Annotated in this window: 20 protein-coding genes; 7 read left to right on the plus strand and 13 right to left on the minus strand. The window is 68.3% G+C overall.

Features of this window, described 5'->3' with window-relative positions:
• The first annotated feature begins 29 nt into the window (after positions 1 to 29).
• A complete protein-coding gene (locus OXG83_09540) occupies positions 30 to 887 on the plus strand; it encodes an alpha/beta hydrolase (protein ID MCY3965272.1) in 858 nt (285 codons plus the stop codon).
• On the opposite strand, the gene OXG83_09545 is transcribed toward OXG83_09540, so the two are convergent.
• Genes OXG83_09545 through OXG83_09555 form a run of 3 tightly spaced genes read right to left on the minus strand, consistent with a single transcriptional unit; the run spans position 870 to position 4,627 of the window.
• Positions 870 to 3,194, minus strand: coding sequence for a sulfatase-like hydrolase/transferase (locus tag OXG83_09545; protein ID MCY3965273.1), 2,325 nt, complete (start codon positions 3,192 to 3,194; stop codon positions 870 to 872). The two genes, OXG83_09540 and OXG83_09545, sit on opposite strands and share 18 nt — an antisense overlap.
• 19 nt (positions 3,195 to 3,213) lie before the next feature.
• A complete protein-coding gene (locus OXG83_09550; GenBank protein ID MCY3965274.1) occupies positions 3,214 to 3,696 on the minus strand; it encodes an isoprenylcysteine carboxylmethyltransferase family protein in 483 nt (160 codons plus the stop codon).
• Between the two features lie 16 nt (positions 3,697 to 3,712).
• Entirely contained in the window at positions 3,713 to 4,627 is a 915-nt protein-coding gene (locus OXG83_09555) for a homocysteine S-methyltransferase family protein (protein MCY3965275.1), read from the minus strand.
• Positions 4,628 to 4,726: 99 nt separating this feature from the next.
• Here OXG83_09555 and OXG83_09560 point away from each other — a divergent pair, with 99 nt between their 5' ends.
• Together OXG83_09560 and OXG83_09565 are read left to right on the plus strand one after the other, a co-directional pair.
• Complete coding sequence (locus OXG83_09560) at positions 4,727 to 6,049, plus strand: O-acetylhomoserine aminocarboxypropyltransferase (GenBank protein MCY3965276.1); 1,323 nt, start codon at positions 4,727 to 4,729, stop codon at positions 6,047 to 6,049.
• Positions 6,050 to 6,064: 15 nt separating this feature from the next.
• Positions 6,065 to 6,889, plus strand: coding sequence for an alpha/beta hydrolase (locus OXG83_09565; GenBank protein ID MCY3965277.1), 825 nt, complete (start codon positions 6,065 to 6,067; stop codon positions 6,887 to 6,889).
• Here OXG83_09565 and OXG83_09570 read toward each other — a convergent pair.
• Entirely contained in the window at positions 6,886 to 9,027 is a 2,142-nt protein-coding gene (locus OXG83_09570) for a von Willebrand factor type A domain-containing protein (protein ID MCY3965278.1), read from the minus strand. The genes OXG83_09565 and OXG83_09570 overlap by 4 nt on opposite strands.
• Before the next feature lie 188 nt (positions 9,028 to 9,215).
• Entirely contained in the window at positions 9,216 to 9,755 is a 540-nt protein-coding gene (locus OXG83_09575) for an RNA polymerase sigma factor (GenBank protein MCY3965279.1), read from the minus strand.
• Between the two features lie 254 nt (positions 9,756 to 10,009).
• Here OXG83_09575 and OXG83_09580 point away from each other — a divergent pair, with 254 nt between their 5' ends.
• Positions 10,010 to 10,897 carry a sugar phosphate isomerase/epimerase gene (locus OXG83_09580; protein MCY3965280.1) on the plus strand — a complete coding sequence of 296 codons (888 nt, stop codon included), beginning with the start codon at positions 10,010 to 10,012 and terminating at the stop codon, positions 10,895 to 10,897.
• 32 nt (positions 10,898 to 10,929) lie between these two features.
• Here OXG83_09580 and OXG83_09585 read toward each other — a convergent pair whose 3' ends face one another.
• The 3 genes from OXG83_09585 to OXG83_09595 are packed head-to-tail and all read right to left on the minus strand — an operon-like array spanning position 10,930 to position 11,942.
• Complete coding sequence (locus OXG83_09585) at positions 10,930 to 11,271, minus strand: helix-turn-helix transcriptional regulator (protein MCY3965281.1); 342 nt, start codon at positions 11,269 to 11,271, stop codon at positions 10,930 to 10,932.
• Positions 11,272 to 11,286: 15 nt separating this feature from the next.
• The gene (locus OXG83_09590) at positions 11,287 to 11,682 is read right to left on the minus strand and encodes a type II toxin-antitoxin system VapC family toxin (GenBank protein MCY3965282.1); all 396 of its coding nucleotides are present in this window, start codon (positions 11,680 to 11,682) and stop codon (positions 11,287 to 11,289) included.
• Entirely contained in the window at positions 11,679 to 11,942 is a 264-nt protein-coding gene (locus OXG83_09595; protein MCY3965283.1) for an AbrB/MazE/SpoVT family DNA-binding domain-containing protein, read from the minus strand. Before OXG83_09595 ends, OXG83_09590 begins: the two co-directional genes overlap by 4 nt.
• A gap of 109 nt (positions 11,943 to 12,051) precedes the next feature.
• Between OXG83_09595 and OXG83_09600 the strand changes: the two genes are divergently transcribed.
• Positions 12,052 to 12,546, plus strand: a complete 495-nt coding sequence (locus OXG83_09600; protein MCY3965284.1) for a VOC family protein — start codon at positions 12,052 to 12,054, stop codon at positions 12,544 to 12,546.
• Positions 12,547 to 12,603: 57 nt separating this feature from the next.
• Here the strand turns inward: OXG83_09600 and OXG83_09605 are convergent, their stop codons facing one another.
• The 5 genes from OXG83_09605 to OXG83_09625 form a co-directional block, all read right to left on the minus strand.
• Entirely contained in the window at positions 12,604 to 15,375 is a 2,772-nt protein-coding gene (locus tag OXG83_09605; GenBank protein ID MCY3965285.1) for a TonB-dependent receptor, read from the minus strand.
• 73 nt (positions 15,376 to 15,448) lie between these two features.
• Positions 15,449 to 17,794: an SLC13 family permease gene (locus OXG83_09610; GenBank protein MCY3965286.1), complete on the minus strand. Its 2,346-nt coding sequence runs from the start codon at positions 17,792 to 17,794 to the stop codon at positions 15,449 to 15,451.
• A 21-nt stretch (positions 17,795 to 17,815) separates the two neighbouring features.
• The gene (locus OXG83_09615) at positions 17,816 to 18,592 is read right to left on the minus strand and encodes a glucose 1-dehydrogenase (protein MCY3965287.1); all 777 of its coding nucleotides are present in this window, start codon (positions 18,590 to 18,592) and stop codon (positions 17,816 to 17,818) included.
• A 44-nt stretch (positions 18,593 to 18,636) separates the two neighbouring features.
• Positions 18,637 to 19,416 carry an SDR family NAD(P)-dependent oxidoreductase gene (locus OXG83_09620; protein ID MCY3965288.1) on the minus strand — a complete coding sequence of 260 codons (780 nt, stop codon included), beginning with the start codon at positions 19,414 to 19,416 and terminating at the stop codon, positions 18,637 to 18,639.
• 10 nt (positions 19,417 to 19,426) lie between these two features.
• Positions 19,427 to 20,431, minus strand: coding sequence for a P1 family peptidase (locus tag OXG83_09625; protein ID MCY3965289.1), 1,005 nt, complete (start codon positions 20,429 to 20,431; stop codon positions 19,427 to 19,429).
• Positions 20,432 to 20,578: 147 nt separating this feature from the next.
• Between OXG83_09625 and OXG83_09630 the strand changes: the two genes are divergently transcribed.
• Positions 20,579 to 21,895, plus strand: a complete 1,317-nt coding sequence (locus tag OXG83_09630; GenBank protein MCY3965290.1) for an acetylornithine deacetylase/succinyl-diaminopimelate desuccinylase family protein — start codon at positions 20,579 to 20,581, stop codon at positions 21,893 to 21,895.
• Positions 21,896 to 21,987: 92 nt separating this feature from the next.
• Positions 21,988 to 23,370, plus strand: a complete 1,383-nt coding sequence (locus tag OXG83_09635) for an aspartate aminotransferase family protein (GenBank protein MCY3965291.1) — start codon at positions 21,988 to 21,990, stop codon at positions 23,368 to 23,370.
• Positions 23,371 to 23,382 lie beyond the last annotated feature (12 nt).

A 23,382-nucleotide genomic window follows, 5' to 3' on the forward strand; every position in this document is an offset into this window, starting at 1 on the left:
CCTCCGTATTCTGCTATGAAGGCGCGCCGATGCTCGAACCGGTCTCCGTCCACCGTGTCCCGTCCACCGACGGCGTCGAACTCGCGGTCTACGACTTCGGCGGTGAAGGCCCCGATCTGATCGCCGGCCACGCCACCGGCTTTCACGGGCGGGTCTATGACCCGATGCTCGAGCGGCTCGACGGCTTTCGCCGGATCAGCGTCGATCTGCGGGGGCACGGCGACGCGACCGCGCCCGACGGCCTCGACTACAGCTGGGAGAGTTGCGCGGAGGATCTGGTCGCAGTGATCGACGCGCTGGAACTCGGCTCCGAGCGACCGCTGTTCGGTTTCGGCCACTCGATGGGCGCCGCCTCGTTACTGATGATCGCGCCCGAGAGGCCAGGGCTGTTCGCCGGACTGGCCTGCTACGAACCGGTCATCTATCCACCCGGCGTCACGGACGACGACGCCCGCCTCGGCGTCTGGGTCGAACGGACAAGACGTCGCCGCAAGCGCTTCGCGTCGCTCGAGGCCGCCGTCGCCAACTACGCGGAGAAGGTCCCCTACTCCCTGCTCGACCCGGAAGCGCTCGAGGTCTACGTTCAGCACGGCTTCGCGCCGTCAGCGGACGGCGCGGTCGAGATCAAGTGCCATCCGGACATCGAGGCGCAGCTCTACCTCATGGGGCCCCACCATCGTGCCTGGGACGGGCTCCACCGGGTGGAGTGCCCCGTGACCCTGATGCGAGGCTCCGTGCTCATACCCGGGCCCGCATACTGGGCCGAGGCGATTGTCAGCGAGCTGCCGCACGTGCTCTTTCTGGAGATCGAGGGCCTCGGCCACCTGGGCCCGCTCGAGGATCCGGAACAGATGGCGGCCCTCGTGACCTCAGCGCTCGCCGCCTAGGAGCTCCCGCCCGCGGGCCAGCGCTTGCCGCTCCTCGACCCGCCGGCCGAGGCGGTTCAGGATGTCGGCCAGCACGAAGTAGCCGAGCGCGCCGTCCCGGCCGACCGGCTCGCCCTCCAGACCGCGGCGCACGAACGTCTCGGCTTCTTCGAGGTCGCGGCCGTGGTCCATCAGCGCCTTCGCCAGGTGGAAGTAGCCGACGGTGAAGTCCGGAGCCGCTTCGACCGCGCCGCGGTAGGCCTCGATCTGGAGATCCTCGCGACCCTGCCGGCCGTAGAGGCGGCCCAGGTTGAAGCGGGGCCGGTGGTCCCGGGCGCGCAATTCGGCCGCCTGCCGGTAGGCGCTGATCGCGTCCTCCATCCTCCCCGACTCGTCCAGCAGGACAGCGAGGTTGAAGTGGGCCTCGCCCAACTCCGGGTTCGAAGCGATGGCCTGGCGGAACTTCGCCTCCGCATCGCCGCTACGGCCCAGCAGCGCCATCACCTCGCCCAGCTTGTTCGTGATGACCGCGGGCGGTTCACGCCCTTCGGCGGCGGCGGCCAGCACTCCCTCGGCTTCGCTCAGTTCGCCGCCGTCGACGTGGATCCGCGCCAGCGCCATCGTCGCCTTGGCGTCCTGACCCGCGACTTCTAGCAGCCGGCGGTAGCCGACCACCGCCTCGTCGATGCGTCCCAGTTCGCGGTAGGCGTTGGCGAGGCCGAGCAGCGACTGCCGGTGCTCCGGATCGAGGGCCAGCGCGCTCTGGAAATGACCGATCGCCGGCTCCGGATCGCCCCCGAGGAGGGTGATCGTGCCCAGAAGCTGGTGCGCGTCGAGCAGCCCCTCGTCTTCGGACAGCGCCGCCCGCAACTCGGCCGCCGCCGCGTCCTCGTCGCCGGCGCCGAACGCGCTCTGCGCCCGCATGATCGCGCGGTGCAGGTGCGCCTTGTCCTTCGGATCGGCGCGCGGGCCTTCCGAGTCCCCCCGACCGGCGGCACCGCGGCCGGCGAGGTAGCCGAGGGCACGCAACTGTGCCAGCGTGTCTTCGTCGAGATCCGGTTCGGCGCTGGAACTCGGGGCCGTCCGATCGAGTTCCGCCGCGAGCTCGAGAGCCTCCGCCCGCAGGAGGCGCGACAGATCGCGCTCTTCGAGGAGGATGTTCGCGAGTTCGCCCGGGTCCTCGAGCAGGGAGTAGAGCTCGGGTTCGGGCGCTTCGATGTACTTGTGCTCCGCCGTGCGCAGCGAGCGAAGCGGCGCCCAGCCGTAGTGGTCGAGGGCGTAGAAGGATTCGGCGTAGACACCCCGTTCGGCAAGCGGATTCGGCAGGCCCTGCATGTCCGGGAGCAGACTCCGGCCCTGGGCCGCGCCGGCTCCGTCGAGGTCCAGAAGCTCGATCAGCGTCGGCGCGATGTCGACGTGGCTCACGGCGTCAACGACCAACCGGCCCGCCTCGACGCCGCCGGGCAGCCGGACGATCAGCGGCACATGGACCGTGGAGTCGTAGACGAAGAACCCGTGGTAGCTCTCGCCGTGGTCGCCGAGTCCTTCGCCATGGTCGGCCGTCAGCACGACGACCGACCCATCGAACACCCCGCGCTCCTCGAGAGCGGCGCGGAATTCGCCGATCAGCGAGTCCGTGTAGGCGACCTCGCCATCGTAGGGCCGTCCCTCGTACTCGGACCGGAACGGCTCCGGCGGGTCGTACGGATCGTGAGGGTCGAACAGGTGGAGCCACAGAAAGAAGGGCTCCTCACCCACCACACAATCGAGCCACTCCAGGGCGTGCGCGATCGTCTCCGGACCCGCCCGCTGGACCGAGCCCAGGTTGGCGCCGGCCATCGCGTCGAGGTCGAAGTCGTCGACGTAGGTGTCGAAGCCGCGGGCGATCCCCCAGCGCGCGTCGAGCACGAAGGCGCTGACGAAACCGCCCGTCCGGTAGCCGGCGTCCCGGAAGCGCTCGGCGATCGTCACGAGTTCGGGCGCCAGCACGTAGCCGACGTTCTCCCGGACCCCGTGGGACGGCGGGTAGAGCCCGGTCATGATCGAGCTGTGGGCCGGCAGGGTGAAAGGCACCGTCGACGACGCGTTGGCGAAGCGGACTCCCTCCGCCGCCAGCCGGTCGATGTGCGGCGTCGCGACGCGGTCCGAGCCGTAGCTCGACAGCCGGTCGGCCCGCAGCGTGTCGATCGTGATCAGGAGGACCGCTGGCTGCCCGGTCGATGCTCCGCTCCGCGGGTGCTCGACGTCCGCCGGCACCGGCGACGGCGCCGCGGCTTCCGGCTCGGGTCCACAGGCGACGAGGCCCAACCCCAGCACGGTCGCCGGCACGAGGACGTGAAGCGCAGCGCTAGAACCAGCGCCGGACGCGCTTCGCATAGTCCCGGTACTCGTCGCCGAACTTCCGCTCCAGGTAGGCCTCCTCCCGCAGGATCACGCCCCAGCGCAGCAGGAGGGCCACCGCCACGGCGAGGGCCACGAACCACCAACTGCTCAGAGCGAGTCCGATGCCCAGGAACGCCAGCACCATGCTCGCATAGATCGGATTGCGGGACCACCGGTAGGGTCCTCTGATCACGAGCTTCGCGGTCGGATGATGCACCGGCAGGGAGGAGCCGCCGCGGACCATCGTCCGAGCCGACCAGGTCAACCAGGCGAAGCTGGCGCCCACGATCACCGCGCCGGCGACCACCAGGGGCCCATTGGTCCCCACCGGCCAGATCCGGAGCGGCAGCAGCCAGGACAGCCCGAAGCCGAGGACCAGGCAGGCCAGCACGAGCACCGGCGGCGTGAAGGCCGTCTGGGCCCGATCCGCTTCGCTGCTCGCTGTCACGGTCGTTCCGGCCTCATCAACCGGTCTCGCGAAGAGCTCCGAGGGCCCGAATGTGCTCCGGCCCCAGGCCGCAGCAGCCGCCGACGATCTGAACGCCCGCGGCCACCCAGCCGCGCGCCTCTTCCAGCAGATCAGCCGGATCGATCACATCGACGAAGTTCCAGTTCGGCATCGTGAAGTAGCCCGACTCCGGGTACACGCCGACAGGTCCGTCCCAGCGCTCCTGAACCATCGCCACCGCCTCGGGAACAGCGGCGATCTCCGAGTGCATCACGTGCACTACGTGTGGCCCGAGCGGAATCAGCGTGTCGAGCAACTCCTCGAAGGACTCGTCCGGCCAGTTGAACGGAGTGATCGCGCCCGTGTCCGGGTCCTTCCGCGCGCTAACCCCCAGCCAGACCGGCAGGCCTGTCTCCTTCGCTGCCTTGAAGGCCAGCGCCGCCCGCTCGCGGTCCTGCATCATCTCGAGCGCGATCACGTCGACCCCCGCCTCGGCCAGCAGTCCGCACTGCTCCCGGTAGGCCGCCATCTGCTCGTCCAGCGGCGCGTAGCCGCCCCGGATGTTGCTCGCCGGCATCGTCGACATCGAGCCGGCCACGAGCACGCCGGGACACCCGGCCCGCTCCCGCGCCTCGAGCGCGGCCTCCACCGCCCGCCGCACGATCACAGCAACCTGGTCGCCAAGGCCCGCCGCCTCGAGCAGGGGCCGGTGTGTCGCGAAGGTGTTCGTGATGATCGCGTCGGCCCCAGTCCGGATGTAGTCCTCATGTAGGTCCCGGATCGCGTCCTGGTGCTCGAGCGCCGCCGTCCCGCACCAGGCAGCCGAGTCCATCGGCACACCCCGGCGCTCCAGTTCTGTCCCGGTACCGCCGTCGAGCAGCAGGATCTCCCCGCGGTCCAGGCACTCGTGCCACTCTTCGACGATCCCCATCTTCTTCCCTTTCGAGGCGCCACTCTGCCACACCACGAAGGCGTCGCGGGCTACACTCGCGGTCCGCCTCGCGCCGAGGTCAACCTGGGAGGCAACGCGATGAGCAGCGACTGGTTCTACAAGTTCGACACCCTTTCCCTGCACGCCGGCCAGCGACCCGATCCGACTACCGGAGCGCGCGCCGTACCGGTGGTCAACTCGACGTCCTACGTGTTCCGCGACACGGACCACGCCGCCGGGCTGTTCAACCTCGAGGAGGCCGGTCACATCTACTCGCGGATCTCGAATCCGACGGTGGCGGTGTTCGAAGAACGGATCGCCGCGCTCGAGGGCGGAGTCGGCGCGGTGGCCACCGCTTCCGGACAGTCGGCCTTCCACTTGGCCGCGGCGACGATCCTCTCCGCCGGGGACCACGTCGTCTCTTCGGCGGCCATCTACGGCGGCACCCACAACCTGCTGAACCACACCCTGCGCCGGTTTGGCGTCGAGACGACCTTCGTCGAACCGACCGATCCGGGGAACTTCCGGCGCGCCGCCCGTCCGAACACAAAGCTGTTCTTCGGCGAGACGATCGGGAACCCGCGGATCGACGTGCTGGACATTTCCGCCGTCGCCGAGCATGCGCACGGGATCGGCGTACCGCTCCTGATCGACAACACGTTCGCCACGCCGTTCCTGTCGAGGCCCATCGACCTCGGCGCGGACATCGTGATGCATTCGGCGACCAAGTTCATCGGCGGCCACGGCGTCACCCTGGGCGGCGTCCTGGTCGACAGCGGCAAGTTCGACTGGGCCGCTTCCGGGCGTTTCCCGATCATGACCGAGCCCTGCCCGGGCTACCACGGCATCGCATTCGCCGAACACTACGGGCCGCCCGCCTTCATTCTGAAGGCACGGCTCGAAGGGCTCCGCGACTTCGGCGCCTGTTTGAATCCCCAGGCTGCCTTCTACCTGCTACAGGGACTCGAAACGCTGCCGCTGCGCGTCGCCCGGCACACGGAGAACGCCGGGGTCGTGGCGAAGTTTCTCGAAGGTCAGGAGGCGGTGGACTGGGTCAGCTACCCCGATCTCCCGAGCCATCCCCAACACGACCTGGCGCGGAAACTGCTCCCGAACGGGAGCGGCGCTCTGCTCACGTTCGGTATCCGCGGCGGCCTCGAGGCCGGCGTCGCCTTCATCGAGGGCCTGCAGCTCTGGTCGCATCTGGCCAACGTCGGCGACGCGAAGAGCCTTGTCATCCACCCCGCGAGCACGACCCACCAGCAGATGACCGCCGAGGAGCTGGCCGAATCGGGCGTCACCCAGGAGATGGTGAGGCTGTCCGTCGGCCTCGAGGATCCGGACGATCTCGTGGCCGATCTCGACCGGGCGCTCAAGCGTTCCCAGAAGCGGTTGCAGCGGCCGCGCGCCGTTGCTTCCTGAGCCGGAGATCCCGGAATGCCGAACTTCGAGATCGACGGCCGCAAGGTCTACTGCGGCGCCGGCGGTGCCCCCTGGGAGCCGGGGCGACCGATGGCGGTGTTGCTCCACGGCGCCGGCTGCGACCACACGGTCTGGGCCCTGCAGGCGCGATCGCTCGCACAGCACGGCTGGAACGTCGCCGCACCCGACCTGCCGGGTCACGGTTCGTCTGATGACGTCGCCGGCATCTCGACGATCGGCGACTACGCAGCCTGGACCGCCGAGTTCGCTACCGCCGCAGCCGAGGAAGCAGACAGCGAGGAACTCGCACTGGTGGGCCACTCGATGGGGGCCTGCATCGCCGTCGACGCCGCCGCCCGGCTGAACGGACCCACCAACCGGGTAGCCCTGTTCGGCGCCGGCGAGACGCTGCGCGTGAACCCCGGCCTGCTCGCCGATACGTTGAAGAGGCCGCTAAACGCCCACCGCTTCATCGCCGCCTTCGGCCACGGCACCGGCGCCCACTTCGGCGGCGCCGAGTCACCGGGACTGTGGATGCTCGGCGCGACCATGGCCCTGCTCGACCGCTGCAAGCCGCAGGTCCTCCACCGCGACTTCGCCGCCTGCAACGAGTGGGAGGGCAAGGCCAGCGCCCCGGGAGTGAACTGCCCCACGCTCGTCGTCTCCGGAGCGAAGGACCGGATGACGCCGCCACGTGCAGGCCGCGCGCTCGCCGACCGAATCGGCGACGGCAACGGCCGCGCCGATTTCGTCACGGTCACCGACGCGGGCCACATGCTGATGGCCGAAGCTCCTGGTGCCGTGACCCGCTGCCTGCGCAAGTTCCTGGGCGCGAACTAACGGACCAGGCTCTCGGCGAGACGCATCAGGGTCACCGCCTCGCGGCGGTAGCCGAAGCGATCGTCGCCTGTGTTCGCATCGGCGAGCGCAATCGCGTCGGCGAAGGTCCAACTGCCGGTGTAGACGCTGCCCCGCAATAGCTGGCCGAATCCGGCGATCGCGGCGGCGAAACCCTGTTCGGAACCGCCGCTCCCTGCGTCGCGGACAATCGGCAGTTCGATCAGGCGGCTCGTCTCCTCTCCCGGCCCCTTGTAGCGCAGGCGAAGGAAGCCGAGTTCCCCGGCGTGCCCCTCACCGGCCGCCGTGGGCGTCTCCGCGACCCGACTGACATAGCGCAGGGCATCGTGAAGTACGGCAGGCGACCCGACCGGCGTCACCTCGTAGATCGCGGTCACCGAGTGCCCGGCCCCGATCTCGCCAGCGTCCACCCGGTCGTTGTTGAAGTCCTCGCGCCGGAGGCCTCTGGTCTCGTAACCGATCAGGCGGTACTCGGCGACCGCGGCGGGGTTGAACTCCACCTGGATCTTCACGTCGTCGGCGATCGGGAACAGCGTGCCGGTGAGCTGGTCGACGAGCACCTTCTGCGCCTCGGAGAGCGTGTCGATATAGGCCGCCTGGCCGTTGCCGTTCTGGGCCAGGGCTTGCATCGTCGCATCGTCGAGGTTGCCCCGACCGAAGCCGAGGACGGACAGGTAGATGCCGCTGTCGCGCTGGCGGGCGATGAAAGCCTCGAGCTGCTCCGGGTTCGAGATGCCGACGTTGAAGTCGCCGTCCGTGGCCAGGATGACGCGCGTGACTTCACCTTCGGCGGCCATTTCTCCGGCGATCCGGTAAGCCAACTGGACTCCCGCCGCCCCAGCCGTTGATCCGCTCGCACGGAGACGGTCGAGTGCCGCCAGGATCGTCCCGCGATCGCTCGACGCCGTGGCGTCCAGCGCCAGGCCGGCGCTACCCGCGTAGGTGACGATCGCCACCTCGTCCGCCGGATCCAACTGGCCGAGCATCAGACGGAAGGACTGCACGAGAAGCGGCAGCTTGTTCGGCTGATCCATCGAGCCCGACGTGTCGATCAGGAAGACCAGGTTGAGCGGCGGTCGATCGACCGTCGCCGGCAGCCGTCCCTGGATGCCGATCTGCATCAGCAGCGTGTCCGGGTTCCACGGCGTCTCCGACACGGTCACCGTCGGCCGGAACGGCGCGCCGCGTTCTTCAGGCGCCGGATACGCGTACGGGAAGTAGTTCACCATCTCCTCGATCCGCACCGACTCCGGAGACGGCAGGTACCCGTTCATCAACGAGGAGCGGACGACCGAGTAACTCGCCGTGTCAACGTCGATCGAGAAGGTCGAGACGGGTTCTTCGCTGGCCACCTTGACGGGGCTGGCCGGCTCGTTGGCGAAGGCCTCCGTACTCGTGGGCCGGGCAATCCTCACGTCCACCGGCGGTAGAACGGCCGCCGGCAGAGGTAGCTCCGCGGCACTGAAGGCGGCTACCCTCATCCGGCTCTCCCTCGCCGCAGATTCGGCGACCACCGGAGGTTCGGCGGCCGCCGGCGGTGCGGCGATCCCCGGTCTGCTGGATAGGGCACTCCACTCGTCTTCAGCCCGCGCCTCGGCCGTGACAGTCACGGGCGACATCCCCGTAACGGTCCCCTCCCTGATCGCTGCCTGCAGGGTGAAGTCGACCGATTCGAGGTCTCCGGCGGCGGCGCGGACCGCGGCATCGGCTTCTCCCATTCCCTCCAGCGCCACTTTCACCGAGTAGTCCCCCGGAGCGACGTCGGGGAAGCGATAGCTACCGCTATTGTCCGTCAGCCCGAATCTCTCGCCGCTGGCACCTGAGAGCGTTACGCTGACACCCGGCACAGGCTCGCCCCCGTCGTCAACCACTCTTCCGCCAACCGTCGATCGCCCGGCCTCGTCTGAGGACTCCGGGGCGGGAGATGTCGCCTCGCGCTCCCCTTCCGGAACGCCTGGAGGCGACGCTACTGGCGCGGGCGCGACGCCAGCATCCGCGACAACCACGCTGGATCGCGGCGTCTCATCCCGCGTGGCGGTTACCAGGAGAACGGTCAGTCCAACCGCGGCCACAACGCCGGCGGTAGCCAGGACAGGTCGGGAAGTCAGTGCGTTCAGCATGTGTCGTACTCCATGTTCGATGCCCGCCCAGGTGATGGTGCGGCCATCGGTACGACGCTGCTCAACCTCAGAGTCTTGGACGCGATCAAAGAGCTCCTGGGCGCGAGCCAGGTTCATCTTCCGCCTTTCGGCGTCCGGCTCAGGCGTAGCGTCCTCGAATGCGCGTTTCAGATCGTCGAGTGGATCGGTCATCGCTCTGTTTCCTCTTGCCACATGGCACGCAGCCGTTTGCGGACCTCCGAGAGCCGCCAGCTCACGGTGCCTTCGGAGATTCCGAGTACCTCGGCGGCTTGCGCGTGAGTCATTTCGCCGTCGATCGTGAGCGCCACCGTCTCGCGAAGGTCGCTCGGCAGCGCACCCATCGACTGCTGAAGCCAATCGAGTCCCGCGGCCGTGTCTCTCACCGTCGCCCGGCGGTTCACTTCCCAGTCCCCCCAACCCTCCGCCGCCTTGGTCCGGCTGGAGTCCCGCCGTCGCCGATCGTGCGCCGCGTTCACCACAATCCGGTACAGCCAGGTCGTCACACGAGCCTGGCCCCGAAAGCTCTTCAGCTTCGCCGGAAGGGCAAGACAGATGTCCTGCGTCAGGTCCTCCGCCTCCTCCCGACTCCCGGTCAGCCGAAAGCTGAACCGGAAGATCCGGTCGTAGTGGAGTTCCAGCAACTCGCTGAAGGCCCGCCGATCACCTGCGGCCGCCGCCTGAAGCAGATCTTCGTCGCCCATGGCCACGCCCGTCACACTAGAGCACCGCCCGACGGACGCCCATCTGGCCTCGACGACATGCTGGACCGCCTCTGCCATCTCAACTCACCGGTATGACGCGTGAGAACGCCGAATCCTTGGCGAAGCTTCCGCCCGCTCGGCACCACCTTCCAGCCCAGTCGGGGCCCGAGGGGTCGGCTGGGCGGGTGCGTCCGACATCGCTCCGCTCCGCTTCGACTCGACCCTGCTATCTTCCCGCGGCAACCCGGAGGTCGATGACGATGCACCTGTCGATGCACAACTGGATGCGCGCGGAACCGCTCGAGAAGACGCTCGCGCGGCTCAGGGAGTTCGGCTACGAGTCGCTTGAGATCAGCGGCGAGCCGGAACTCTACGACACGGCCGAAGTGCGCGAGCTGCTCCGGCGCTACGGCATTCGCTGCTGGGGCTCCGTCACCCTGATGATGGACGGCCGCAGCCTGATCGCGAAGGACGAGGCCGAGCGTGCGAGTTCCATCCAGTACGTCAAGGACTGCATCACGATGGTCAAGGAACTCGACGGCCACGAGATCTCGATCGTGCCGGGCACCGTCGGCAAGGTCGACCCCGACTCGACGCCGGAGAACGAGTGGAACTGGGCGGTCGAGAGCATGCGGGAGATCTACGATCACGGTCAGACCGCGGGCGTTCTGCTCGCGATCGAACCGATCAACCGCTTCGAGACCTACTTCATCAACCGCGGGGCCCAGGCCCTGGCGCTCGCCGAAGCGACCGGGCCGGAGTGCGGCGTCTGCCTCGACGCCTTCCACATGAACATGGAGGACCGCGACCTGCTCGGCTCGATACGCCAGGCCGCGGGTCGCCTCGTCGACTTCCACGTCGCCGACAGCAACCGGATGGCGGCCGGCATGGGCGCCCTCGACTGGGCCGCGATCGTGCGGACGCTACGGGAAGTCGGTTACGACGGCGCGCTGACCGTCGAGTTCGTGGCCTCGATCGACCGTACTCCCGCCAACCGGCACCCCAACGCGGTGGAAACCGAGCCGACCGACATCACGCCGGAGCAGAAGAAGTTCATCGAGGACCACGGCAGCAATCTGCTGAGCGACGAGTTCTACACGATGCTCACGCGGCGCTCGGCAGAGGAGTTGCTGCCGCTAATCCGCTGAGGCTTCCGCCGTCAGGCGGCGACGGGCAATCGTCAGCCGTCCGTTCTGCCGGGACGTGTACGTTTTTCCAGGGAGCGACGACCGCGCAGTACGAATCGCGCAGCTCTCACAGCATTGGCAAAGCGCTCTTGCGGCGAAAGCCGGAGATTCCGCTCGAGCAGCGCGGCGGTCTCGGGATCCGGCTCCCCCAGACCGACGCGAATCTCGTACCCCGTTGCCCGCACGAGCCGCTCGACAAGGTCCGTTGAAGGCGTCCTGGCGCCCGATTCGACTCGGGAAACCGTGGACTGCGCAACCCCGGCGCGCTCTGCCAAGGCTGCCTGAGTCAGCCCTGCGCGCTCTCGGGCCTCGCGCACCAGACTTCGGAGGATCATTGCCTGCAAACGACGTCAGCGGATCACTTCGAGCTCTACGTCAAGACTCAACCGCTGCCAGACCCGGTCGGCTGTCAAGACAGGCTCGCTCCTCACGAGTGCCAAGGCAAGACAGGCACGATCGCCAAGCGAGAGGCCGAACTCCCTCGTCGAGCGGCGGAGTTCGCCCGCCAGGTCGGCCTGCTCCGCCGAAAACTCCTCGAGGCGGAGGCCAAGGGCGCAGAGCTCAAAGCGAAGATCCGAAGGGCCTCCACCGCCGCCATTCGTCGCGTCACCTCGAACCCGTGAGACCACCTCCGCCCAGTTGACCGTGGACATGACCGCATCGCCGAGAGCATCGGCCACAAACTCGGCTCCAGGCTCGGAATGCACAAAGGCCAGGACTGCGGAGGAGTCCAGTACAACGCTCAGGACGTCTCATCCTCCAAGCGAGCTTCCCGACGGCGATCCGCGATGAGCTCGTCCACCACGTTGCGGCCTGGCAGGCCGAACCGTTCCCGTATGCGCCGAACCACCGACTCTCTGCTCTCCACCACCAGCCGACCTTCCTGCACGCGGACGACCAGCGGGTCGCCAGGCTTGAAGCCCAGGGCCTCGCGTAGCGGCGAAGGTACGACCAGTCGGCCCTGTGCACCAAAGCGGACACTGACAGGTGTGGTTCCGTCGGACATGAGGGCTAAAGTATGCCACATGCGCCCATGACTGGCACACCCTGTTCATCGCACCATCTCCAGATCGGTTGTTTCGTCGGCCCGGTCGGCTTCGATAGCCTCGGCCGAAATGGCCAAGGTACTCCAGATCCAACACGCGACGGTCGTCGTTGACGACCTGGAGAAGGCCTGCACCTTCTACGAGCACGAACTCGGACTCGAACCGCTGCCGACGTTCAACCTCGACTTCCCGGCCCAGTTCTTCAAGATCAACGAGGAACAGCAGCTTCACGTCACGGAGTGGGAGGATCAGGCGTCGTTCCGCGGCCACCTTTGCCTGCAGGTGGACGACTTCGACTCGATCTTCTTCCGGATGCGCGAGCTCGGCGCGATCGACACGTCACCCTGGGGCAAGGTGCGGCGCCTGCCGGACGGCGCGATGCAGATGTTCATCCGCGACCCGGCGGGCAACCTGATCGAGATCTCCTGCCCGAGCGAGGTCGCCGTCGACGAGACGATCTTCAGGGACGATCTGGTCGACGCGGAGGGCCGGCTCTACGAGTCGAAGCGGGACGACCCGCGCGGGCTGCACACCGAGGACGCGACGCTCTACCACGGGCGGTAGCGGCGCCGATCGGTCGCTGGGATGGACCAGCGGACTCCTGATGAGCGAATCCGCTAGCTAGAACTCGAGTCCGAAGCGGATCATGACCCGCCGCGGGAAGAGGTAACCACTCGGCACGAACTCTTCGTCCGCGGGTACCTGGAGAGTCTCCCACCAGTCGTAGGTGTCTTCGTTGAAGACGTTCAGCAGCTGGAGATCCAGCTTGAGCTGGACCTGGCCGACGTCGAAGCGGCGGCCGAAGGAAAGATCGAAGTTGTTCTGGTCCGGCAACCGAGTGTCGTCACTGGCCGGCACGGCGATGATCCTCTGGCCACCCTGAGCAAGCGGCGCAGCCGAACCCCGGCCACCGATCACCAGTTGGCGACTGTACGGCTTGCCCGTCATGAAGCTGTAGGTCGCGCTGCCCTGGATCTTCCACGGAAGCTCGAAGCTGCCCTGGAATTGGGCCACGTGCTCTCGGTCGTTCTGCAGGGCCTGGTCGGCATTGATCCAGTTGTTCGGGTCGCGGCCGTCGGTCGAGGTGTAGAAGGGGTTTCCCTGGGATTGCAGCAAGGGGCGCGGAATGAAACCGCTCGAGTCGGACCAGGTGTACGAGGATTGGAAGCTCCAACCGTCGCTGTAGCGCCTGTTGAAGGAGAGGACCACGCCCTCGTACTGCTGGTTGTAGCTCCTTCCTGGCGCCTTGGAGCCAGGGCCCGGCCCATTACCCTTGCGCGTGGTGGGCTGCTCGATGACGCTGAACAACTGCTCCGTTTCGCCACTGAACGGGTTCGTCCACGGCACATTCTCGTAGACACCGTCGTCCAGGATCTCCCAGCCGATCAGGTTCTTCGCTTCCTTGTAGACGCCCTGAATCCCGAAGGTGTAGTTGTCGCCAAAGCGCCGCTCCCAGCCCAGCGTGAACTGATCGGTTTCGGGCGCCTTGATATCGGGATGGAACAGGTTTCCGTGGTACTCGAAGCTGGACGAGTACGACCATGGGCCGTCCAGCGACGGCCCGAACTCGGTGACGTAGACCGGCGGATTCGGTGGCGGTGCGTACCAGTTTCCGGTCACGTCGGCGTCGAAGAACTTGCCGTAGAAGGCGCGGAAGACTTGCCGGTCGCCGATCTGGTACGCCATGCCGATGCGAGGCGAAATCAGTGACCAGTCGATCACGTCCTGGACCCCGGGGATGATCTCGGAGGTGGGGCTCCAGTCCTGGTTCAGGATCGGGTAGTCCGGAATCTCGCCGTTGTGCTGGTCGTACCGCACTCCGACGTTGAGCGTCAGATTCGAGTTCACCTGCCAGGAGTCGTCGACGAAGGCCGAGACCACCGCCGTCTCGGCGCCGTAGTAGAACGGCCGGGCGGTAACCCGGTAGTAGTACGGGTAGCCCGGGTAGTACTCGTAGCGGTAGAAGTAGACGCCATTCGGCCCGCCGCCCGTCCGCGTATCGCCGTGGCCGGTACCGTAGGAGATGCCGAACTTGAAGTCGTGGTCGCCGCCCAGGAGGTCGTCGGCGTGGTGCGAGAGCTTGACGTCCAACTGGTCCCGGCCGAGCAGCCAAATGTAGGTGTAACCGGGACTGCCGCTGGACTGAGGCGGACCGCCGTCGGCCGGCGAGTAGTCCGTATAGGGATCGGCGGTGCTCCCCGTTGCCGAGAGCAGGTTGTCGTCGCTGCTGTAGCCGGTGTACATGACCTCGAGGTAGTCGTTCGGAGTCAGGACCGACTGGAACTGAAGGCCCCACGCCGGATTGTTGCCGTACTCGGTCGCGATCGCGTCCGGCGTCGTATTGGGTGCCGCGAAGACGAAGTCGTAGTCCTCGAAGTGGTACTTCGCCTCCATCAGGTTGCTGTCGTTGAACGCCGCGTTGATCTTGATGTCGGAGCGCACCGTCGGATAGGCAGTCGGGAAGGACGGGTCGACGCCCGGATCGGCGTACGCGTCATCCGTGGTCTGAATGGAGGCAAAGAACCACGCCTTGTCCCGGGCCAACGGACCGCCGAGAGTGCCCGTCAGGTCATCGAACTCCTCCCGATGGAACGGGAGGCCGTCGATCTCGGCGTTCTCTTCCGTGAGACCGTCGTTCATGTGGAACCAGTCGACCGTGCCGGCGAACTCGTTCGTACCGGACTTGGTCACGATGTTGATCGCCGCCCCCGACATGCTGCCGTACTCCGCCGGAGCGCCGATCCCCAGCACCTGCACCTCCTCGATGATCGCCGGGTTCGTCCACCAGAAGGCGCGGCCGGTGTCCGAGGAAGTCGTGTCCAGGCCGTCGATACGCCAGGAGTTCGAGGCCACGCTCGAACCGAAGGCGCTCAACGACGTGCTGCCCTCGGAGGCCTGGCTGATCCCGGGCGACACCGCGACCAGATCCCAGAAGTTCCGGTCGGTCGGCAGATCGTCGATGAAGTCCGCGGTGAAGCTGGTGCCGACGCTGGAGCTCGTCACGTCGAGGATAGGCGACGCGGTGACCGTCACCTCCTCCTCCACGGCCTCCAGTGACAGCGGGATCTCCAGGTTGACCGTCGCGGCGATGCTGACCCGAACGTCCTCGACCCGGTGGTTCCGGAAACCGTCGAGGGCCGCGGTCACAACATAGTCGTCGACCTGGAGCGACGAGATGACGAAGTTCCCGCCGACGCCGGTGATCGTGGTTCGCGACACGCCGCGATCCTCGATCGTCGCCGTCACCATAACGCCCGGCAGGCCGTCGCCGTTGGCGTCGCGGACCTGGCCGCGGATGTCGCCCGTGGTCTGCGCGGCGGCGGAGGCCGCGACGGTCAGGGCGAAGGCAGAGGTCGCAAGGATGCGGAGGGCTCGTTCGTTCGGTGATGCCATGGGATCTCCCGCCGTTCGGTCGAGTTGAAGGGGGCGAAACCGGGATGATAGCCGAGCGCCGCCCGTGCAAGGCCTAGAACGGGAAGATGAGCGGCACCATCCAGACGATCACCGCGAGAAGAACCACCGTTAGCGGCGTGCCGACCCGCAGATAGTCCATGCTGCGATAGCCGCCGGCGCCCATGACCAGCAGGTTCGCCTTGTGGCTGAACGGCGTCATAAACGCCGCCGACGCCGCCAAGGCCACGCCCATCATCAGCGGGTAGGGCGACAGACCGAGGCCCGAGGCAGCCTCCAGGACAACCGGCGTCAGCAACACCACCGCCGGCGCACCATCGAGGCACTGGCTGAGCAGACTCGAAAGAAGGACCAGCGCCGCCAGCACCGCGTACGGCCCGGCCGGACCCGCCAGTTCCATCACACTGCTCGCCAACAGGGCCGCCGTCCCGCTGCTCTCCATCGCCGATCCGACCGGCAGGATCGCCGCCACCAGGAAGATCGCCCGCCACTCGACCGCCCGGTAGGCCTCCTCCATCGTCAGCGCGCCGCAGAGGACGATCAGGCTCGCCGACGCGAACGCGGCGACCTGAATGGGTGCAAGGCCCGTCACCACCAGCCCCACCATCAAGGCGAGGCATCCGACGGCAAACGGCGCTTTGTTCATGCGGCGCGGCTCCTCCGCGACATCCGAGAGAAGGACCAAATCCCGCTCCCGGGACAGCAGACCGAGCCGGCCCCGGCGCCCCTGCAGTAGCAACGCGTCGCCCACCCGTAGCGCGAGCTCCGCCAAGCCGCTGCGGATCGGCCGCCCCTCGCGCCAGATCGCTAGCACCTGAACCCCATAGCGATCGCGGAATTCAATCTCCTCGAGACTCCGCCCCGCGAGACGGGACCGGGGCGCCAGCGTGGCCTCGGCCATGCCCACCTCCTCGGACTCGAACGTGGGCGCCGAAACGCCGGCGGTCAACTCGACGCCGCCCATGCGCAGCAGGGCGCGCAGGCGCCGTTCCCTGCCCTTGACGAACAGCTGGTCTCCGGCCTCGAACCGGATCTGGGGGCCCGGTCCCCAGATCACTTCGCGACCCCGCTCGACCGCCACCACGGTGAGTTCCATCAGCCGGCCCATCCACTCGACACCCGCGCCGCTGGCCAGAAGCGCCGAGTTCTCCGGTACCCGAATGACCAGCAGCGGTTGATCGTCGAGGCGGTGAAGGACGGCGGGGCCGGTCTCCTCGATCTCGAGCACATCGGAGGCGAGCTCAGGCGCGTCGCCGCCAAACAGCCCGTAGAGAAGATCTCCTTTCTCTAGCGGCAGATCGCCAAGCCGGTCGACATGGACCTCGCCGTCGCGTTCCACCGCGATCACGAACACCCGCCAGTGCTCGCGGAACCGAGTCTCGGCCAGCGTGCTCCCGGCCAGCGGAGACACGGCCGGCACCCGCGCCCTGAGCGCGGTCACGCCCGCCTCCGGCGCGCCGATCTCGCCCGTCGTGGCCGTGCCGAGGGTCGTGGCCGTGCCGACATCGACGCCCTGGAGGCGCAGCATCTGCTGCACCTCCTCGGCATCGCCCTGCACAACCAGTTCGTCGCCGGCCAGCAGGCGCATGTCGTCCTTCGGCGCCAGCCGCCAGTCCTCGCCGCGCGCGATGCCGAGAAGCTGCACGCCAAGCGTCGTCCCCAACCGCGTCTCGCGCAGGGTCGCCCCGTCGAGCTGCGAAGCCGCCGGAATCCGGATCGAGAACAGGCCCTCATGGAGGCCGTAGAGATCCGCGAGTTCCGATTCACGCCGACCCACCGCTCCGGTTCTGCGACCCGGCAGCAGCCGGCGCCCCAGGGTCAGCATGAAGGCCACGCCGCCCAACAGCAACACGAGGCCGAACGGCGTGAAGTCGAAGAGGCCGAACGGCTCGAGTCCCCGGTCCCGCAGCATCGAGGCCGCCAGGATGTTCGGCGGCGTCCCGACCATCGTCGCGGTACCACCCAGAATGGCTCCGAACGCCAACGGCAGGAACAGCCGGGACGGCGACAGGTGCGCTCGCCGGCCGAGACTCGCCACCGCCGGCATCAAGACGGCGGTGGCCGCGATGTTGTTCATGAACATCGAAAGCACGCCCGCGACCAGCATCACGGCGACGATCAGGGGCACCTCGCGGCTGCCGACGAACCGATGAATCGCACCGCCCACCAGGTCTGCCACCCCCGTCTGCATCAGCCCGGCGCTGACGATGAAGATCGACAGCATCGTGATGACCGCCGAAGATGCGAAGCCGGTGAACGCCTGGTCAACGGCGACGTAGCCCATGAAGACCAGCAGGGTCAGACCGAGGAACGCGGTCAGGTCGATCGGCAGCTTCTCGGTCAGGAACAGGACGACCATGGCCGCCAGGACGACCAGCAGGAAGGCGATCTCGTAGGTCATCGCGACTGCGATCCGGCGGCGCTAGATAACCGTCCAGCCGCCGTCGACGAGCAACGTCTGGCCGGTGACGTAGCTCGACGCGTCGGAGGCCAGGAACACGACCGGGCCGGCCAGTTCCTCGCCGCGGCCGGGCCGGCCCATCGGCGTCTTGCGTCGGATCCAGCGCAGGGCCTGATCCGACGCGAACATTTCCTCGGTCATCTCGGACTCGAACCAGGCGGGGCCGATCGCGTTCACCCGCACCCCTCGCCGCGCCCACTGGGCCGCGAGTTCGCGCGTCATGTTGACGACGCCGCCCTTGGACGCGGTGTAGGAGGCCTGCGGGATCTGGCCGGCACCCACGACGCCGAGCACCGAGGCGACGTTGACGATCGAGCCCGATCCCTGCTCCAGCATCAGGGCGCCGAAGCGGCGGTTGCTGAGGAAGACGCCGGTCAGGTTCACAGCCACGATCCGTTGCCACACGTCGAGCGGTTCCTGCTCGGCCGGGCGGGGATCGGAGATGCCGGCGTTGGCGACCAGCACGTCCACCCGGCCGAAGTGGTCCAGCGCACTCGTCGCGAGCGCGTCGACCTCCTCCTCCCGAGATACGTCGCACGGCACGGCGAGGGCCTTTGCACCGCTGTCCTCGATCTCCGCGGCGAGTTGCTCCAGCCGATCCAGGCGCCGGGCGGAAACGACGACCGAGGCGCCGGCCGAGGCCAGCGCCTCAGCGAAGACGACACCGAGGCCGGACGACGCGCCGGTAACCACCGCCGTCTTGCCGTCGAGTCGAAACAGGTCGTCGGTGGCAGCCATGGACGGCGCCGAGTCTACTCAGGGCGATGAAGAGGCGCGGGGCTTCAGGCGGGGGGATCGAAGCGACCGTCGATCGCGGTCCAGCCGCCGTCGACGAAGAGCACCGCACCCGTCATGTAGCTCGACGCGTCCGAGACCAGGAACGCCGCCGCGTTGCCGATCTCGTCCGCCCTTCCCCACCGGCCCAGCGCCGTCTTCCCGGCGTAGGCCCGGTTCCAGGCCTCGTTCTGCTGAATCGGCTTCGTCAGGGGCGTGTCGACGACCCCCGGCGCCAGGGCGTTGACCCGCACGCCGGCGTGCCCGAGTTCGGCGGCCGCCGTGCGCGCGAGCTGGACGATGCCCGCCTTGGTCGCCGCGTAGACGCCCTGACCCGGCTCGACGACCTGGGAGCGGATCGACGACAGCAGCACGATGCTGCCGCCGCCGTTCGCGGACAGGAGGCCGCCCGCGACCTGGAGCACCGACATCGCGCCCCGGAGATTGAGCGTCACCACGCGATCGAACTCGTCCGGCTGATAGTCGAGCAGGCGCTTGCGGACGTTGACGCCTGGCGTCGCAACGACGCCGCGCAGGTCGGCCAGAGCGCCGAGCGCAGACGTCATCGCTTCGGCATCGAGGACGTCCAGTTCGGCCGCTTCGGCCCGAGCCCCCGCGGCCACGATCCGTTCAGCGGTCGCCCGCGCGGCGACCAAATTCACGTCGAAGCAGGCGACCCGGGCTCCCTGGCGGGCGCAGGCCTCGGCCGCGCCCTCGCCAATGCCGGAGCCGGCGCCGATCACGGCGACCGTGCGGTCCTCCAGACGGAACGGGTTCGTTGACGCCATCACGAGGAACTCAGGGCAGGTCGCGGACGGCGAGAATGCCGGGAAGCGACTCCGCATTCCGCACACTGTTGAGCACCGCGTCGGCGAGCGCCTCGGCCGCGAGCGCGCCGATGCGGCTGACATCCGCCGGCCCTTCAAGGACGCCGGTGGCGATCGCGAACACCGTGTCGCCGTCGCCCGGCGTATGCGAGGGAACGATCGAGCGGGCGAGACCATCGTGGGCCATCTGCGCCATGCGGGTCGCCTCGGCCTGGTTCAGGGTCGCGTTCGTCGCGACCACGGCGATCGTCGTGTTCTCCCGGTTCTCCGCCTCCCGCCGGCTGGCGCGGCGGTCGCGGCCGAGACCGCTCCGCAGCAGCTTGCGGGCGTCGAGCAACTCATCGTTCGGACCGCGCACCCCCGCCACCACCTGACCGGTAGCCGGGTCGATCACGTCGCCCACCGCGTTGACCGCGACGAGAGCCGCGACCACCAGGCCCGCCAACGGTCCCTGCTCCAGCTTGATCGACGCACTGCCGAGGCCGCCCTTCATCCGCGATCCCCGTCCACCCATCTTGCCCACCGTGGCGCCGGCGCCGGCGCCGACGTTGCCCTGGGCCACCGGACCCGTGCTGGCCGCCGCCGCGGCCGTGTAGCCGCATTCGGCGTCCGGCCGCGGCTTGCTGGCGCCGCCCATGCCGAGATCCATGAGCGACGCGGCGACGACGATCGGCACCACGCCGGCCCCGACCCGGTAGCCGACGTCCTGCTCCTCGAGGTAGCGCATCACCCCTCCCGACGCGTCGAGACCGTAGGCGCTGCCGCCGCTCAGGACCACCGCGTGGAGCTCCTGGATCATGTTGTGGGGACTCAGCAGGGCCGTCTCGCGAGTGGCCGGCGCCCCACCCCGGACGTCGACCGCGCCGATCGCGCCATCCAACGCGAGCACGACGGTGCAGCCGGTGGGCCGCTCCTCGTAGGTGAACTGGCCGACTCGCAGCCCCTCGACCGCGGTCAGGCCGGGGTCTTCAGCCAAGCCCGGAGTCCAGGCGCCGAGGGCCAGCGCTCCGAGAGCCGCGATCCGCAATCCACATCGCGCGAACATAGTAGTCTGGCAAGCGTACTACCGGCCCGTAGAACGCAGCCACTGGCGCAGAACCCCGGTCACCGGAAGGCACCGTCCATGACGTCCGTACAGAGCGATTGCGCCCGAGTGGCGTCGGGTCTCGTCGACCGGGTCCTGTCCGAGGCCGCTGTCTGCGGCGAGGAGGCGGCCCACTTCGCGTCGGAGTTGATCCGCGTGCCGTCGGTCAACCCGCCCGGCGATTGCTACCGGGAGTGCGCGGAACTGCTCGGCGTCCGGCTCGAGGCGGGTGGCTTCGAAACGGAGTACATCCGGGGCCCGGGAAACGACCCGAAACGCCCGAAGATCAACGTGCTTGGTCTGCGCCGCGGCCGGCGCACGCGGCCGGCCCTTCACCTCAACGGGCACCTCGATGTCGTGCCGCCGGGAGACGGCTGGACCGTCGACCCGTTCGGCGGCGAGATCAGGGACGGCTGGCTCTACGGCCGCGGCTCGGCGGACATGAAGGCCGGCATCGCCGCGGCCGTGTTCGCCGCGGAAGCGGTCCGCCGCAGCGGCGTCAATCTGCGCGGAACGATCGAGATCAGCGGCACGGTGGACGAGGAGAGCGGCGGGCTGGCGGGCGTCGCTCACCTCGCGGCGATCGGTCGGGTCACCAGCCGAACGACCGACTACGTCATCATCCCCGAACCCTTCAGTCCGACCCGGATCTGCATAGGCCATCGCGGCGTGCTCTGGTTCCGTATCACAGCACGCGGGCGCATCGCCCACGGCTCGATGCCCTTCCTCGGCGTCTCGGCGATCGACGCGGCAGCCGAGGCGGCCCTTGGCCTCAAGGAGGCGATCGGCGACCTCGTCACTGAACTACCCGTGGTGCCGGAAGGAGCTCGCCGGCCGACGATCAACATGAACTCGATCGCCGGCGGCCAAGTCATCGAGGGGCTCGATGCCTCCGCCGCCCTGGACGGTCACGGCCAGGGCCTGCCGTCTCCCTGCGTCGCCGACCAGTGCGAGCTCGTCGTCGACCGGCGCTACCTGATCGAGGAGGGACCTGACGCCGTGCGCGCCGAGGTCCGGGGAGTCCTCGACGCGGTGGAAGCGCGCCGGCCCGGCATTCAGTTCGAAGTCGAGGAGCTGTTGAGCGTCCTTCCGACACACACGCCGAACGACTGCGCCCTGGTCGAATCGCTCGGTCGCGCCATAGAGACTGCGACCGGCGACGCCGCCGATCTGGTGGCGAGCCCCGGCACCTACGATCACAAGCACTTCCAGCGCATCGGCGGCATCGGCCAGTGCGTCGCCTACGGACCGGGCGAACTGGAACAGGCCCACCAGCCGGACGAACGCTGCCTGCTCTCCGACATCACCCGATCGACCCAGGTGATGGCGCTCACGATCGTCGATCTCTTGAGTTAGGGTTACCTACCACGCCGCCGCGATCACTGCGCGGCCGCAACAGCGAACCACACAGCCGGCCCCAAGAGACGGGCCGCCGAGGAACTGCAACCATGACCGTGGCACTCGACGTCGCGACCCCTTCCCGATCCCGTTCCCTGGAGTTGCCTCCGTGCGATCACCGGCCGAGACCCTACGCGGGCGCCACCCGCGAGGAGATCCTCGCCCTGCGCCGGCAGCACGTGAACCCGGCCCTGTTCACCCTCTACAGCGACCCCGTGATGCTGGTGGAGGGTCACCGGCAGTACGTCTGGGACGAAACCGGCCGTCGCTATCTCGATCTGTTCGCCGGCATCTGCACCGTTGCCTGCGGTCATTCGCACCCCAGGATCGTCGCCGCGGTCCAGGAGCAGATGGCGTTGCTGGCGCACGGATCGACCGCCTTCCTCCACCCGAACATGCCGCGCTTCGCCGAGGCATTGCTGGCCAAGCTGCCTCCGAGTCTGGACCGGATCTACTTCGTGAACAGCGGCAGCGAGGCGAACGATCTGGCGATCCAGATGGCCCGGCTTCACACCGGCCACGCCGACGTCATCGGCATCCGCAACGCCTACCACGGCGGCAGCGCGCCGACCGGGGCGCTGACCGGCATTCACACGTGGAAGTCCGGCGTGCAGCGCGGCGGGCCGGTGCACCACGCGCTCAACCCCGACCCCTACCGCAATCCGTTCTCCGGAACGCCCGAACAGATCGCCAGCCGCTCCGCCGAGGACGTGGCCGAACTCATCCGCTACTCCACCCCGGGCCAGGTCGCCGCCTTCATCTCCGAGCCGATCCAGGGAGCCGGAGGCGTGACGATGGGCGCACCGAACTACCTCCCGGAGGTCTACGACATCGTCCGGGCGCACGGCGGCGTCTGCATCGCCGACGAGGTGCAGACCGGCTTCGGCCGGACCGGCGACAACTTCTGGGGCTTCGAGCGCTCCGGCGTCGTCCCCGAGATCGTCACGATGGCGAAGGGCATCGGCAACGGCCTTCCGCTCGCGGCCGTGGCCACCACGTCGGAGATCGCCGCCGCCCTGGCGCAGAGACTCCACATCAACACGTTCGGCGGCAATCCGCTGGTGTCGGCGGCCGGACTCGCGGTCCTTGAAGTGATCGAGGAGGAGGGCCTCCAGCGGAACGCGCTGGCCCTCGGCAGCCGACTGCTCGCCGGACTGCGGGCGCTGGCGCACGACCACGAAGCGATCGGCGATGTCCGCGGCCAGGGCCTGATGATCGGCGTCGAACTGGTCGCCGACCGGAAAGCCAGGACGCCGGGCACCGCCCTGACCGGCCGTGTCCTCGACGAACTCAAGGACCTCGGCGCCCTCGTCGGCAAGGGCGGCCTCTACGGCAATGTGCTCCGGATCAAGCCGCCTCTGGTGCTGACCGACGCCGATGTCGAGTTCGCGCTGGCGGCGATGGATGAGGCGCTGACGCGGGCTGCGAAGTAGAAACAAACGACC

The organism is Acidobacteriota bacterium, from assembly GCA_026707545.1.
GTDB lineage: Bacteria > Acidobacteriota > Thermoanaerobaculia > Multivoradales > Multivoraceae > Multivorans.